At 46.2% G+C, this 14403-nt stretch carries 15 protein-coding genes; 9 read left to right on the top strand and 6 right to left on the bottom strand.

The window, feature by feature from the left end; translation table 11 throughout:
* The first annotated feature begins 47 nt into the window (after window positions 1-47).
* Window positions 48-1505 (top strand): methyl-accepting chemotaxis protein, encoded by a 1458-nt coding sequence (locus tag AZI85_RS11475; protein ID WP_063244169.1) that lies wholly within the window; start codon window positions 48-50, stop codon window positions 1503-1505.
* Here AZI85_RS11475 and AZI85_RS11470 read toward each other — a convergent pair.
* The 4 genes from AZI85_RS11470 to AZI85_RS11455 form a co-directional block, all read right to left on the bottom strand.
* Window positions 1502-2272 carry an HvfC/BufC N-terminal domain-containing protein gene (locus AZI85_RS11470; RefSeq protein ID WP_063244168.1) on the bottom strand — a complete coding sequence of 257 codons (771 nt, stop codon included), beginning with the start codon at window positions 2270-2272 and terminating at the stop codon, window positions 1502-1504. The two genes, AZI85_RS11475 and AZI85_RS11470, sit on opposite strands and share 4 nt — an antisense overlap.
* Window positions 2241-3095 (bottom strand): MNIO family bufferin maturase, encoded by an 855-nt coding sequence (gene bufB / locus AZI85_RS11465; protein WP_063244167.1) that lies wholly within the window; start codon window positions 3093-3095, stop codon window positions 2241-2243. The genes AZI85_RS11470 and bufB overlap by 32 nt, the downstream gene beginning before the upstream one ends.
* Window positions 3096-3103: 8 nt before the next feature.
* Complete coding sequence (locus AZI85_RS11460) at window positions 3104-3709, bottom strand: YceI family protein (RefSeq protein ID WP_063244166.1); 606 nt, start codon at window positions 3707-3709, stop codon at window positions 3104-3106.
* Between the two features lie 78 nt (window positions 3710-3787).
* A complete protein-coding gene (locus tag AZI85_RS11455) occupies window positions 3788-5206 on the bottom strand; it encodes a S8 family serine peptidase (protein WP_063244165.1) in 1419 nt (472 codons plus the stop codon).
* Between the two features lie 318 nt (window positions 5207-5524).
* On the opposite strand from AZI85_RS11455, the gene AZI85_RS11450 reads away from it, so the two are divergent.
* The 8 genes from AZI85_RS11450 (at window position 5525) to AZI85_RS11415 (ending at window position 12696) form a co-directional block, all read left to right on the top strand.
* Window positions 5525-6019, top strand: coding sequence for an NADH-quinone oxidoreductase subunit B (locus tag AZI85_RS11450; RefSeq protein ID WP_063244357.1), 495 nt, complete (start codon window positions 5525-5527; stop codon window positions 6017-6019).
* Window positions 6006-7688, top strand: a complete 1683-nt coding sequence (nuoD, locus tag AZI85_RS11445) for an NADH dehydrogenase (quinone) subunit D (protein WP_063244164.1) — start codon at window positions 6006-6008, stop codon at window positions 7686-7688. The genes AZI85_RS11450 and nuoD overlap by 14 nt, the downstream gene beginning before the upstream one ends.
* Before the next feature lie 91 nt (window positions 7689-7779).
* Window positions 7780-8253, top strand: coding sequence for a complex I 24 kDa subunit family protein (locus AZI85_RS11440; protein WP_063204934.1), 474 nt, complete (start codon window positions 7780-7782; stop codon window positions 8251-8253).
* On the top strand, window positions 8253-9545 hold the full coding sequence (gene nuoF / locus AZI85_RS11435) for an NADH-quinone oxidoreductase subunit NuoF (RefSeq protein WP_063204933.1): 1293 nt from the start codon (window positions 8253-8255) through the stop codon (window positions 9543-9545). Before AZI85_RS11440 ends, nuoF begins: the two co-directional genes overlap by 1 nt.
* The gene (locus AZI85_RS11430; RefSeq protein WP_063244163.1) at window positions 9526-11109 is read left to right on the top strand and encodes a 2Fe-2S iron-sulfur cluster-binding protein; all 1584 of its coding nucleotides are present in this window, start codon (window positions 9526-9528) and stop codon (window positions 11107-11109) included. Before nuoF ends, AZI85_RS11430 begins: the two co-directional genes overlap by 20 nt.
* Complete coding sequence (locus AZI85_RS11425) at window positions 11106-11630, top strand: NuoI/complex I 23 kDa subunit family protein (protein WP_063244162.1); 525 nt, start codon at window positions 11106-11108, stop codon at window positions 11628-11630. Before AZI85_RS11430 ends, AZI85_RS11425 begins: the two co-directional genes overlap by 4 nt.
* Window positions 11631-11916: 286 nt before the next feature.
* Window positions 11917-12213 carry a hypothetical protein gene (locus AZI85_RS11420; protein ID WP_063244161.1) on the top strand — a complete coding sequence of 99 codons (297 nt, stop codon included), beginning with the start codon at window positions 11917-11919 and terminating at the stop codon, window positions 12211-12213.
* A 96-nt stretch (window positions 12214-12309) separates the two neighbouring features.
* A complete protein-coding gene (locus AZI85_RS11415; RefSeq protein ID WP_155724000.1) occupies window positions 12310-12696 on the top strand; it encodes a hypothetical protein in 387 nt (128 codons plus the stop codon).
* A 27-nt stretch (window positions 12697-12723) separates the two neighbouring features.
* Here the strand turns inward: AZI85_RS11415 and thpR are convergent, their stop codons facing one another.
* A complete protein-coding gene (thpR, locus tag AZI85_RS11410) occupies window positions 12724-13341 on the bottom strand; it encodes an RNA 2',3'-cyclic phosphodiesterase (protein WP_063244159.1) in 618 nt (205 codons plus the stop codon).
* 43 nt (window positions 13342-13384) lie between these two features.
* Window positions 13385-14359 (bottom strand): TerC family protein, encoded by a 975-nt coding sequence (locus tag AZI85_RS11405; RefSeq protein WP_063244158.1) that lies wholly within the window; start codon window positions 14357-14359, stop codon window positions 13385-13387.
* Between the last annotated feature and the right edge of the window lie 44 nt (window positions 14360-14403).

Below are 14403 nucleotides of genomic sequence, written 5' to 3'. Positions count from 1 at the left end.
AATATTTTGACGATGTAGCCCTGGGTCATTCAACACAGGGAGTATTCATGTTGGATCGTATTTGGAAAACGCGGAGTTATCGATATAAAACCTTGGCGTTACTGATTGTAGCGATCCTACCTCTTTGGGCCATTGTTCTTTTTTATGTTCTTCCGCTGGTTCGCGACAATATGTATGAAGATCGGAAAGTCGCTATTCGAAGCACGGTTGATATCGCGACAAAAATCATTGAGCACAAGTACGAACTATTTCAAAAGAAAGAAATCACGGAAGATCAAGCGAAAGATCAAGCCCTCGCCGCTATCAAGGCTCTTCGCTATAGTGGCAACGAGTACTTTTGGATTAATGATCTTCACCCTCGCATGATGATGCATCCAATTAAGCCCGAACTCGACGGTAAAGACCTGTCTGATATGAAAGACCCGAACGGTTTTAAACTCTTCGTGGAGTTTGCGCGCATTGGGCAAACAGCAGAGGCTGAAGGCTTTGCCAATTATATGTGGCCCAAGCCAGGTTCGCCTCAACCCGAACCTAAAATCAGTTTCGTTCGTCAGTTCAAACCATGGCAATGGATCGTCGGAAGCGGCGTTTATGTCGATGACGTGGAAAAAGCGGTTGCCACTTTCCGCGATAAAGTTCTTATCGGCTTTTCACTGGCCTTCGTTTTAGCATTTGCACTGTTCTACGTGTTTGCAAGCCGCCTGATGAATTTCTTGGCGCAGACAGTGAGTGAAACAAACACCGCGAGCCAGCAAGTGTTGGAAGCTTCCAATATGCTTTCAACGGCTGGTCAAAATGTCGCTCAAGGAGCGGTGGAGTCGGCTGCACGAATTGAAGAGACGTTGCGTTCAGTGACAGATTTAAATGAAATCGTGAAGGCGAATCAGGATCGCGCAAAGACCGCGGCCGAACTTGCCAAGACTTCCGAAGTTGGAGCTTCTGAAGGTGCTCACGAAGTAAAAAAATTGATCGAGGCCATCACGGTCATGTCCAAAATTTCCGGCGAGATCACTTCCGCAATGGATATTATCGATGACATTGCCTTTCAGACAAATTTGCTCGCCTTAAACGCTGCTGTCGAAGCGGCCCGCGCCGGAGAGCAAGGAAAGGGTTTCGCCGTCGTGGCAGAAGCCGTACGCGGTTTGGCGTTAAAATCTGCGAGCGCGGCTAAAGAAGTAAAAACAGTGATCACAAGCAGTGTTGAACAAACACGCGTGTCTTTGGAACTTGCCGAAAAAAGCGACAAGGTTCTCGATGGCATTGTGAGTTCCGTGCAAAAAGTGACGGTGTTGAATCAAGAGATCTCGGAAACTTCGACTCATCAGTCAGATGGCATCAAAGCCATTCATGAAGCGATGGGATCTTTAGAAAGGCAAACTCAAGCCTTCTCGGCAGCGGCAGAAGAAACTGCCGCAACCTCGGAAGAAATGTCTGCTCAGGCCAACACTCTTCAGCACATGGTGAACAACATGGCTTCTGAAGTGATCGGTAAAAAAGCCGCTTAATTCTCTAAAACTAAAACGTCTTCGACAATGCCAGCTCTTGTGATCATCTCTAAGAGCTGCGTGACTTTTTCCGCATTCAAAGCGTGAGAAAAATCGGCCAAAGCTGTCGCTACCGATTTCCCTTCTTTTAAATCCAAAAGGATTTGGGCTTCGACGGCATCGATTCTTTGGACATAAATCTTTCTTTGCTTCTTATAAACCAAAAGATGCTCCGGATGGCTCCAGTGAATATCTTCAAAGTGATAAGTGCGCTCGTTGCGCTGTCTCCAAACATCATAGATCGAGTAAGGGCTTTCGAAAATATGCATGGACTCGATGAAGTGAACTTTGAAATCCTCTTCACGCAAAAGTTCTTCGATATGTTCTTCAGAAAGTGGCTGCGGCGTGGGTGTGTGATGCATGTCTTTGATCGCCCACTCAAAACGGGCCAGCTCATAAAGAAACGGAATACCGGCAGACACCGAAGATGTTTTTAGGAATGCCGGGAACTCGGCTCCATGGGCAGCCAGATCATAAGACAACGAAGGTTGCGCATTGATATAATCCGCCGCCACTTGCTGAAATGAATCCGCACCTAAAACCCAAAAAACCGCGGGATAAGTTTCTTTCAAGCTTTCGGTTAAGCGACGGATGTAGCTGTGATTGTAAACTTTGAAAGCGCGCTCTAAAGACATTTGTCCTACAGCTTTTAAAGTTTTTTGAAAAGCCTGATCATTTTCGCCAAGAAGGCCTTTTTTAAACAGGTTCTGTGCTTCGTTCAGATTCATGAGAGCCCTCCAAGATGTAAACTGCTTTCATCACTTCGACTTCAAGTTCTTTGAAATCCGGAATGTCTTCGTCGCGTTCAATTAAAATAGGCAAGTGGCGAATTTTTGGCGCCATTAGTTTGAATAAATCCCAGATTTGTTCTGGAATTTCCTGCCCGTGATTATCAAAAAGAATGTCTTCAAATTTTGTCGGACCGGACATGTGAACTTGCACCACGCGATCCAAAGGAATGTGGTTTAAGAAATAATTCGGGTCAAAGCCGTGATTATAGGAATTCACATACACATTGTTCATATCCAGCAGAAGCCCACAACCCGAGCGACGGCTGACTTCACTAATAAAATCCCACTCATTCATTTCGTTGCTGCGATAGCTGATGTAAGTGGAAATATTTTCCAGAATTAGCGGTCGACGCAAAAAGTTTTGTACGAAATCGATGTTGTTCACCAAAGTCTCAATGCTGTCTTCTGTAAACGGGAGAGGCAGAAGATCATGAAGATTCTGGTCCGGAGATCCCGTCCAACAAAGATGATCTGAAACAATAAAAGGCTCGACGTGTTCAATCAGCTCCCGCAGTTTTTGCAAATAATCCAGACGCAATCCTTCAGGGCATCCGATATTCATCGATAGTCCGTGCAGGGCCACCGGGTAATCCTGACGAATCAACTTTAGCATCTCTAAAGGACGCCCGCGTGAATTCAGATAGTTTTCTGTGATCGCCTCAAACCAAGCTGCTTCAGTTTGAGGACGGGTTTCTAAATAGGAATAATGGGGCTGGCGAAGGCCTAAGCCCACTTTATGTGTCCGTGATGAGGGATGCATGTCAGCTCCTATTTTTTTGCCGGAGCTGCAGGTTTTGCTACTTTGGCTTCGCCATCAATTTCGATTTCGATGTCGTCGCCGACAACCCAGCCGCCTTTGTCCATCGCTTTATTCCAGTTCAAACCGAAGTCTTTGCGATTTACTTTAGCTTCAGCCTCGAAAGAAATGACACGATTTCCCCATGGATCGTTGACCGCGCCTTTGTAGTCGATGTCGAAGGTCGCCGGCTTCGTGATACCACGAATAGTCAGGTCGCCATGAATTTTATCGGGCTTGCCATTGTCGTAATCAACTTTGTTTCCCTTGAAGGTCATCTCTGGATATTTTTTAACGTCGAAGAAATCCGCCGTGCGTAAGTGCTTGTCGCGGTCTTTCTCATTCGTGTTCAAAGAGTCTGTGTAAACTTTGACGAACACGTTTTCCAATTTTTGAGTTTTTTCGTCGAAGTCGAAAGTACCTTCGAATTTTTCGAAACGGCCTTTGACTTTGGAAACCATCAAGTGAGGTGCCCTGAAGCTGACATCCGTGTGAGACTTATCAAGCTCAAACTTCTCGGCAAATGATGTTGCAGAAAAAAGAGTAGTGGCTAGAAATGAAAAAAGTAGAACGCGCATCTTTGAAATCCTTTCGGTAAGTGCTCGTTCTACTTTTTTAGAGGTGCTTCACTTTTACAAATTAAGTTGGTGAAAGCTTTAGTAATTCATCAAAGCTTTAACGTCCAACTTGCCGTTCGACACAGACTTGCCGTCAAGAGCTTGAATTCTACGAGAAGAACCCAAGATCGCCGCCTTCACATCTTGCCAAGATTTCTCTGGATGAGCCGACCAGTAAAGAGCCGCGGCACCTGCAACGTGTGGAGCTGCCATGGAAGTTCCGTCCCAAGTGGCTTTGAAACCAAACTTATCGATCACGGTGTCAGTGTAGCCTTGACCCACAACTGTCGAAAATACTTTCACACCAGGTGCGCCGATATCCACCGACTTGTGCCCCCAGTTTGAGAATGAACCCAAGCGATCGTTGGAATCCAAAGCCGCTACCGCGATGATGTTGTCATGCGGGTAAGAAGCCGGGTAGGCAGGATTTGGGTCATTGTCGTTGTCGTAACCAACGCCTTTGTGGCCGTTACCTGCGGCGGCGATAAAAAGAACACCTTTGTCTTGCGCGTATTGAACAGCATCACGCAAAGCTTGGTTTTCTGGAGCGCCTGGTTCTTCACCTTCAGAACCCCAAGAGTTGTTCAAAACCTTCGCGCCATTATCAACAGCGTAACGAATAGATTTAATCGCATCCGCTGTGGTTCCGCCGCCAGTCATGCCGATGAAACGCAAAGACATGATTTTCACATTCGGTGCGACGCCCGCAATCCCTTTACCGTTGTCACCACGAGCTGCCACATTGCCAGCACAGTGAGTTCCGTGACCCGGGTTTCCACCTTTAAACAGTCCATCCAAAGTATCAACAGCCAGGTCGTAAGGCTTGTTGTCGTTGCCGACAAAGTCCCAGCCGATCACGTCGTCGACATAACCGTTGCCGTCGTCATCAATACCGTTGTTTGGAATTTCATTCGCGTTTCTCCACAAGTTCGGCAGAAGATCTTCGTGAGTGTAGTCCACGCCCGTGTCGATCACGGCAACGATCATATCTGGACTTCCTTTAGTCACTTTCCATGCATCGACAACGCCGTTATCGATCATGCCCCATTGTTTTGAAAACAAAGGATCCGCGCCTGTTGTAGTTTGCGGAGCGTCAGGGATCGCCGGATTGTCCTGACGAGCGGCTGCGCGAAGTTGAGGATTTCTAGAAAGCATTTTCGCCAAAGCAGCACGGCGCAATGGGTCTTCAATGCGATAATCTTCAAGTAATTTCACTTTGTAGTTCGGTTGAACGTACTCAACAGCTGGATTTTTCTCCAGAGATTGAATGCTCATACCGCGAGGCGCTTGAACGCGAACCCAGGATTCGCTCAGCTTTTCGATTTTTGCTCCCTGCATTTCGAACTCGACGAAGCCCGGTGCTAGTTTAATGAGCAAATCTTGTCTTTTTGAATTAGCTTGCGCCCCTAAGCTGATCGCAAGCATGGCAGAACTCACGTACAGAGCCATTTTCTTCATGCTGTTTCCCTTCTTGTCGAGGTCCCCTCGAAGTCCTGCTGATCAACAACTGGACTTCTCCTCGAGTGATGTTAGGTGGAAATTAAAGTTTGAAATGAGACGACTAGAGAATCAATTTCAATTACCCCGTTTCGGAATGCCGCGTTGAAGAAATCAGACGCGCCCCTTATATTACTTATCTAGTTGTCAGGATTACGGATTTTCAGTAACTACTTAATGATAGCTAAATGAAATTGCAGAGGTGTATTTATGCACAAAGATCAAGTGCAGGGTTCTGTGTCTCTCGCAGGCGCAAGCGGAACTCAAGCCATAGATGATATGTCACGAGATGTTGCTTTCACATCAAGGCTCGATGCTTTGGTGGCGTGGGGGCAAAAAAATTCTTTGTGGCCAATGCCTTACGGTACTGCTTGTTGTGGTATCGAGTTCATGTCAGTGATGGGACCGAAGTATGACCTAGCACGTTTCGGTGCTGAGGTGGCTCGTTTCTCTCCTCGTCAAGCGGACTTGCTTGTCGTTGCTGGAACTATCACAGAAAAAATGGCTCCGGTGATCACTCGTATTTATCAACAAATGCTTGAACCAAAATACGTGATCTCCATGGGCGCGTGTGCAAGCTCTGGTGGTTTCTACCGCGCTTACCACGTTCTTCAAGGCGTCGACAAAGTCATCCCTGTCGACGTTTACATCCCAGGTTGCCCTCCAACACCAGAAGCGGTGATGGATGGAATCATGGCATTGCAACGTATGATTGCGACTCGTCAACCACGTCCTTGGAAAGACAACTGGAAGTATCCATATGAACAAACTTGAGACTTTAAAACAAAACCTCGCGGGTAAATTTAAAATCGAGAACTACAAGTTCATCCACGCTGTGGGTGATGACGTTCTTGAAGTTCCAAAAGAAGACGTTCCGGCGTTGCTTTTGTTTCTTCGCGAAAATGGTCATTTCGATTTCTTGATGGACGTGTGCGGAGTGGATTTTCCAAACCGCGAAAAACGTTTCGACGTTGTTTACCACTTGTTCTCGTCAAAAGACGCTTCTCGTTTGCGTGTAAAAGCACAGGTTGGTGAAAACGAATCTATCGGGACAGTTCTTCCGGCTTGGAAGGGTGCGGACTGGTTTGAGCGTGAAGCCTATGACATGTTCGGTATCAAGTTCGAGGGTCATCCTAACTTGCGCCGTATCTTGACTCATCATCAATTCGTGGGTCATCCGCTTCGTAAAGACTACGATGCGAACTTGCAACAACCTTGCACGTCCTCATTGCCAATTCACTTCAACAACGAACCGGGTTCTCCTGGTGATGTGTTGAATGATAAATATGTTCCTTTGAATATCGGTCCTGCCCATACAGCGATGCACGGAACTCTTCGTGTGATGGCTGAGATGGACGGCGAGACGATCGTTCGTTGTAACAATGAAATCGGATATCTTCACCGCTGTTTCGAAAAAATGGCAGAGACTCATCCGTACAACCAAGTGATCCCGTACACAGATCGTTTGAACTACTGTTCAGCGCCAATGAATAACATTGGTTACTGTAAAGCGGTCGAGCGTTTGTTGGGCGTGGAAATCCCGCCTAAAGCGCAAGCGATGCGTGTGATCTTGGCAGAGCTTTCTCGTATCATCGACCACACGATTGCAATCGGTACGGGCGCGATGGACTTGGGTGCTTTGACTTCTTTCTTCTATATGTTCGGTCTTCGTGAACAGGTTTATGGCTTGTTCGAAAAACTTTGCGGAGCTCGTTTGACTGTATCTATGACTCGCGTCGGTGGTATGGCTCAAGATGCGCCTGAAGGCTGGTTCGACGAAGTTTTAGCTCTTTGTAAAGAGATCCGTAAAGGCACTGACGAAATGGCTTCGATGGTTTTGGACAACAAAATCTTCATCCTTCGTACTAAAAACGTGTGCCCGGTATCTGCTCAAGACGCGATTCAATGGGGTTACACAGGTCCTCTTCTTCGCGCTTCCGGCGTGAACTTGGATTTGCGTAAAGCGAAACCTTACTATGGTTACGACGCTTTGGACTTTGATGTTCCAGTAGGAACAACAGGTGATATCTACGACCGTTACTTGGTTCGTTTCGAAGAAATGCGCCAATCAGTTCGTATCATCGAACAAGTCTGCAAAAACGTTCCAGGTGGCGATTACACAATCCGCGACAAAGGCATCGTTCTTCCAGAGAAAAAAGACGTTTACGGAAACATCGAAGGTTTGATGAATCACTTCATGTTGATCATCAAAGGGCTTCGTCCTCCAGTGGGCGAAGTTTACGATGCGACGGAAGCGGCCAACGGTGAACTAGGTTTCTATCTAGTGAGCGACGGCTCTGCAAATCCATACCGTTTGAAAGTCCGTCCACCATGTTTCGCGATCTACCAATCGTACCCAACGGTAGTGAAAGGCGCGATGTTGGCAGATGCTATCGCAACTGTCGCATCGATGAACTTAATCGCTGGTGAACTAGATAGATAATCGGACGGAAGGGCGGCAGCCCGCAGAGCGGAGGGCCGCAAGGCCCGGAACTGAAGCAACTTAGAGTTTTGAAAAATTTAAAGGAAAAAGAATGTTTCAACTAAGTGAACAAGGTTTGGCGGAAGTAAAAAAAGAATTGAATCGCTATGAAGCGAAAGATTCTGCGATCATCCCAAGCCTTTACATCGCACAAAAAGAAAACAACGGTTTCGTCACTGCGGAAATGATCACGTATCTTTCTAAAGTGATGGACATCCCTGAAGCACGTATTAACGAAGTTTTTAAGTTTTATACGATGTTCAATCAAAAGCCGGTGGGTAAATACCATGTGCAAGTATGCACGAATATTTCCTGCGCTCTTGAAGGTGGTCGCGAGATGGCTAGCCACATCTGCCACGAGTTGGGTGTGAAATACGGCGAAGTCACTTCAGATGGCCGTTTCACAGTCAGCAAAGTGGAGTGCTTGGGTTCCTGCGGAACGGCTCCAATGATGCAAGTAAACGACACGTATCATGAGAAACTCACTCCGGAATCAGCAATGAATCTGCTACGAGGAATGAAATAATGGCTGAAACAAAATTACTGACGGAATTCTATCACTTGCCAGAGTATCAAACTTTGGCTGGTTACAAAGCTAAAGGCGGTTACGAAACTTTGCCAAAAGCTTTGAAAATGCAACCTCAGCAAATCATCGACGAAGTGAAAGCTTCGGGTCTTCGTGGTCGTGGTGGTGCAGGTTTCCCAACAGGTATGAAATGGGGCTTCCTTCCTAAAAATGGAGAACCTCGTTACCTTCTTTGCAACGCCGATGAAGGGGAGCCTGGTACATTTAAAGACCGTATGATGATGGAGCGTGCTCCACATCAATTGATCGAAGGCATGATTATCTCTGGCTTCGCGGTGGGTTCTAATAAAGGTTATATCTACGTTCGTGGTGAATACGTTTACCCGATCGAATGCTTAAATAAAGCGATCAAAGAAGCTTATGCAGCGGGCCTTCTTGGTAAAAACATCTTGGGTTCTGGTTTCGACTTTGACCTTGATGTGTACCGTGGTGCCGGCGCTTATATCTGCGGTGAAGAGACAGGCATGATCTCTTCTTTGGAAGGCTTGAAAGGCCAACCAAAATTGAAGCCTCCATTCCCAGCGGTTCAAGGTTACTTGCGTAAACCAACAATCGTGAACAACGTGGAAACTTTGGCGGCCGTGACTTACATCGTTCGCGATGGCGCACAAACTTACCGCAAACATGGAACAGAAAAATCTGCGGGAACAAAATTGTTCTCTCTTTCTGGAAACGTGATGACTCCAGGGAACTACGAAGTTCCATTGGGCTATCCTTTGATGGATTTGCTTATGAAAGAGGGCGGAGGCATGAAACCAGGCCGCAAATTAAAAGCGGTTATTCCTGGTGGATCTTCAGCTCCTGTTTTAACAGCAGAAGAAGTGGCGAAAGCAAATCTAGATTACGAATCATTGGCGGGCCTTGGAACCATGCTTGGTTCTGGTGCGGTGATCGTGATCGACGACTCTCAATGTATGGTGGATATGTTGGGTGTTTTGACTCACTTCTATGCGCATGAGTCTTGTGGTCAATGTACACCTTGCCGTGAAGGTACAGGTTGGTTGAACAAGATTCTTCACTCGATCTTGGAAGGTCGCGGTCGTTTGCAAGACATCGACTTGTTGATCAAAGTTGCTGACAACATGAAAGGGAAAACAATCTGTGCCCTTTCCGATGCAGCGGCTCTTCCGGTTTTGAGCTTTGTGACTAAGTTTAGAGATGAATTTGAATTCTATGTCCGCGAAGGACGTTCGAAAGTAAAAGGAACGACATATGCCGAAATGCACCATTAATGGCAAAGAAGTCGAAGTAAAAGAAGGCACGTCGATTATCGAAGCCATGCAACAGTCTGGCGATCGTATCGCACACTACTGCTGGCACCCAGGTTTGAGTGTCGCGGGTGTATGTCGTCTTTGTATGGTGGAGATCGAAGGAAATCCACGTGTACAAATCGCATGTAACACAATGGTTACGGAAGGCATGAAGATCAACAACACGTCTGAAAAAGTACGTGATGCTGTAAAGTGGGGCTTGGACTTCCACTTGATCAACCATCCGTTGGATTGCCCTATCTGTGACCAAGCGGGTGAGTGCGGTCTTCAAGACCAATACATGGAGTACGGTAAGTACGATCCAGAAATGGCTGAAGCCAAAGTAAAAAAACACAAAGTGGTCGATCTAGGTCCGACAGTGGTTTTGGACTCTGAAAGATGTATCTTGTGCTCTCGCTGCGTTCGTTTCACTGAAGAAGTTTCTAAGACGAATGAGTTGGGTATCTTCAACCGTGGTGACCGTTCTGAAATCGGAACTCACGAAGGTGTTGAGCTTAACAATAAATACTCTTTGAATACTGTCGACATCTGCCCGGTCGGTGCATTGACGTCGAAAGATTTCCGTTTCCGTCAGCGCGTATGGTATCTCAAAGACGCGGAAACAGTCTGCAACGGTTGTTCAAACGGTTGTAACGTAAAAGTGTACTTCAACAAGGAAGGTTTCTTCCGCGTGAAGCCTGTTTACAATGAAAAAGTGAACGGTTACTGGATGTGTGACGAAGGTCGCGACATCTATAAATTCGTGAACAAAGAAACTCGCTTGTTGAAAGCGCAAGTTCGCAATGCTTCTGGCTGGACAGAAATGGCTGGCGGAGCGGCGGCGAAGAATGCTCATGAAGTTTTGAAAAACACTTCGGGCGATTCTTTGGCTCTTGTTTTGACGGCTCAATACACAGTGGAAGAGTTTGATGCGATTGTGTCTACATTCGTAAACGAATTCAAAACTAAGAAAGTCTTCTTCTGGATTAATAACAAAGAAACTTTCGACAGCTTTGACGGCCTTCTTCTTCGTGGTGATAAAAACCCGAATACAAAAGGTCTTCTGAAAGTTTTGGAAAAACACGGTATCACAGCAACTTGGGCGGATTTGACTCAAGGACTTGGTAACGGTTCGATCAAAACTGTGGTTGTTGCGGGTCCTGAAAACCAAGCCGTTTTCCCTGATCTTCAAGAGCGCGTGAAAGAGCTTTCAAAAGCTCAAAACTTGATCTGGTTGCAAGCAGGTAAAGACGATGCGTTGATGTCTTTGACTGGCAACGTATGGTTGATCCCAACAAAAACTTTCGTGGAAAAAGATGGCACGTTCATCAACCACGCAGGTCTTGAACAGAAGTTCAAAAAAGTAACGACGATTGTTTCTGAAGCACTGACTTTGACGGAAGCGGCGTTGTTGTTGGCAGGTAAAAACCTGACAATCCCAACAGCGACAGCTCAACCTTTCATGCCGATGAATCAGCGTGAAGACCAAGTGACTTTGGAAGCTCGTAAGAAGAACGAGTTTGTATTTAGAAGAGGCAGCCTATGAGCGTAATGCAAAATAACTCTGAAAAAGCAAAGTGGTACTTGCCAGGGGTCCTGGGTGGCCTGGGCATCACCATGAAGCACTTGTTGGTGAACCTTCTTAACCGCAAGAAAATGATGACGTTGAACTACCCAGAGGAAAAGTATGAATACTCTCCTCGCTTTAAAGGGAATCACGTTCTGACAGTGAAAAAAGACGGTTCACTTCGTTGCACAGCTTGTATGTTGTGTGCGACGAACTGTCCTGCGGAATGTATCAAAATCGTAGCGGCGGAACACAACGACCCTCACGTCGAAAAATTCCCGATCAGCTACGAAATCGACATTCTTCGCTGCGTATTCTGCGGTTACTGTGAAGAAGCATGTCCCGTGGACGCCATCCGTTTGGGCCCTGAGTGGCAAACTCCAGGCGTGAACGGTGCCAACTTCATCTACGACATCAACCACCTGGCTTACCGTCCAAATCTTAAGGGCGGCATCCAAACCCACGTCGACGACGAAGAACGCCTAAAATCAGGCATCTAATCGCCAAAAAAAAGGAGCTAGAAATAGCTCCTTTTTTTTTGAAGGCGCCGACCAAAAGGTGCCTGCTTCTTTTCTGCAACCCATCGCATCGAAAAAAGTGCCTGCTTCTTTTTTGCAACCCATCGCGCAAAACTGGGTCACGAGGCCCTCAACCTCTCTTCCAAATTGAAATAAACAGCAATTCACGATCTTAATTTCTTTGTAGTACAAGGCTGTCGTTTCTTCGTTGAAACAGCGACAGGGCCCATGTTACGAGGCTCTGGAAAGTTTTAACCGAGGAGTTTTTATGAGAAATCTATTCGTTGCTATCGTGGGCTTTATGCTGCCTTCATTGAGCTTTGCTTGGTGGGTTCCGCAAATGCAATTCCAAGTGACACCTCAATGGACTGCTGTTCAGGTTTATAACTACACAGGCTTCAATGCCTTCTGCCAAGGACAAGTTTTCGGTCTAACTCAAACAGGTGTGTGGATGAATTCTTGGTTCCAAGTGTGGGTGCCCGCAGGTGGCTTCCAGTACGCTTATGTTTACGCAAATGGACCGTACTACTTCGTGAATGCAACTGCCAATGTTCAGTGCCAGTAAGTGCCTGCTTCTTTTTTGCAACCCTGTGCGTAAATTTCAAGCATTTGCATTGATTCGCATGCGTCCGTCTTTCAGACTTTAAGTGTAGGGGGAACCATGATGAAGCTACTCATTTTCATGTCATTGATTTTTGGAAGCGTGATGGCTTCGGCAAACGACGTCACCGCATTGACAGTTGAGTCAGGAAAACAGCAAGACCAGTACTATAGCTACAACTTCGGTTCTACTTGGGTGAACAGCCGTATGTATGCCGATTTTTCATTAACAGCAGGCGAGCAACAAGTGGACCTCGAAGGCATTTCAATCCGTGGGCAAGCCTACGATGCCACGACAAATTGCCCGAAGATATTGCCACCACGCCAAACTTGCTGGACAAGAGTTTTCTTCTGGCCTCCATTTGAAGGTCACTACTATGGAGATCTGATGTTCTATCTTAAGAACAGCACGATCTACATCCGCCTTTACGGATGGGCCCACAGATAAAAAAAAGGGAGCGTAAGCTCCCTTTTTTTATGGCGCGATAATCGGAAAGGCCTCTTCTTCCACAAGCTTTTCTTCTCCCGTCAGAGGGCAACGTAAAATCGGCGTATACACGGGGAAAACTCCCTGAAGTTTTGATTCATAAAGCACGATTTCATTCACATGAATTTTTCCAAAACTTTTTCTTTTGAAGGGTGAAATCATGTCTTTCACACTGCGAGGATTGCGAAGTCTTCCGAAGGTCAAATGAGGTTTGAATTCTCTAGCGTCTGGATGTTGAATCAGTCCGCGCTCCAGTAGCAAATCATCCAGAGCATACTTAAATTCACCTAAGTACCTTTTTTTCTGAACGCCTAACCAAAGAACTCGAGCATCGTGTTCATTGGAAAAAGCACCCATATCTTCGATTTTTAAGTCAAAAGGGGTGAAGAGTGTGCAAACTTCCTTTAAAGCATCCATCAAGGCCGGAATGTTTTCTTCAGGCTGTTCGCCCAAAAAACTGACGGTGATGTGGAAGTTATCAACAGGAACCCACTTCACATTGATTTCTCGCCGATCGGCATTGATTTTCAATTTTTTGTAAGTGGGTAGGAAGGATTCGGAAAGAGGATCCGTGGCATTAAGAGCGAAGAACAGTCTTCTATTCATAAAAAGCCCCCTAAGATCATTATCCTGATCTTAGGGGCACTTGTCATTTATTCTTTGGCTTAATTAGCAAAGAAAGGGCGACCGAGCCGCCAATAAAGAAGGCGATGATAGCGAGAGACCACAGAATAGGGAAGTGGCCATCGAACAGCTTGTTCAACCACACCATCTTTAAGCCCACGAAAATAAGAACGGCAGCTAGACCATACTTCAGTAAGTGGAACTTGTCGACGACACCGGCAAGCAAGAAGTACAAAGAGCGCAGGCCAAGAATCGCAAAGATATTCGAAGTGAAAACTAACAAAGGTTCATTCGTGATCGCAAAGATCGCCGGCACCGAGTCCACAGCGAAAATAATGTCCGTAGCTTCAAGGAAGATCAAAGCAACGAACAACGGAGTCGCATGACGAATCCCATTTTCAACAATGAAGAAATGATCTTCATGCATACGTTCGTGAACGCGCACGTATTTTCGCATGAACTTGATCAACCAGTTTTGAGTGGGATCGATTTCTTTTTCGGGCTGAATCATCATCTTTAGACCCGTGATGATTAAGAACACACCGAAGATCATCACGACCGCTTGGTACTGCATCAGCACAGAGCCTAGAGCGATGAAGATGGCACGGAAGATCAAGGCACCCAAGATACCGTAAAATAAAACACGATGCTGGTATTTCGGCGGAACGCCGAAGAATCCGAAGACGACGACGAAGACAAATATGTTATCTATAGATAAAGATTTTTCGATGACGTATCCGGTAAGGAATTGCAGGGCAACGTCTTTAGCTGTGGTCGGGTCAGGAAACTTATTTAGGGCGTAGTAATAGAGTCCAGCGTTAAACAGCAAAGCCAAGCTGACCCAAACAATCGACCAAATCGTGGCTTCTTTAAAGCCGACAGTGTGCGAATGTTTATGAAAGACACCCAGGTCCAACGCAAGCATCGCCAAAACGAAAGCGATAAATCCAGCATAAAACCACCAATATTCTGCAAAAGGAAACAATAGAGTCTGCGTCACAAAAAAGGACCTCCGGACTCAGAGTATAAGGGCTTTTCTAAATT

The sequence above is a fragment of the Bdellovibrio bacteriovorus genome (genome assembly GCF_001592755.1).
Classification (GTDB): Bacteria; Bdellovibrionota; Bdellovibrionia; order Bdellovibrionales; family Bdellovibrionaceae; genus Bdellovibrio; species Bdellovibrio bacteriovorus_E.
The sequence above is the reverse complement of the archived record's forward strand: the minus strand, read 5'-3'. Positions and strand labels throughout refer to the sequence as shown.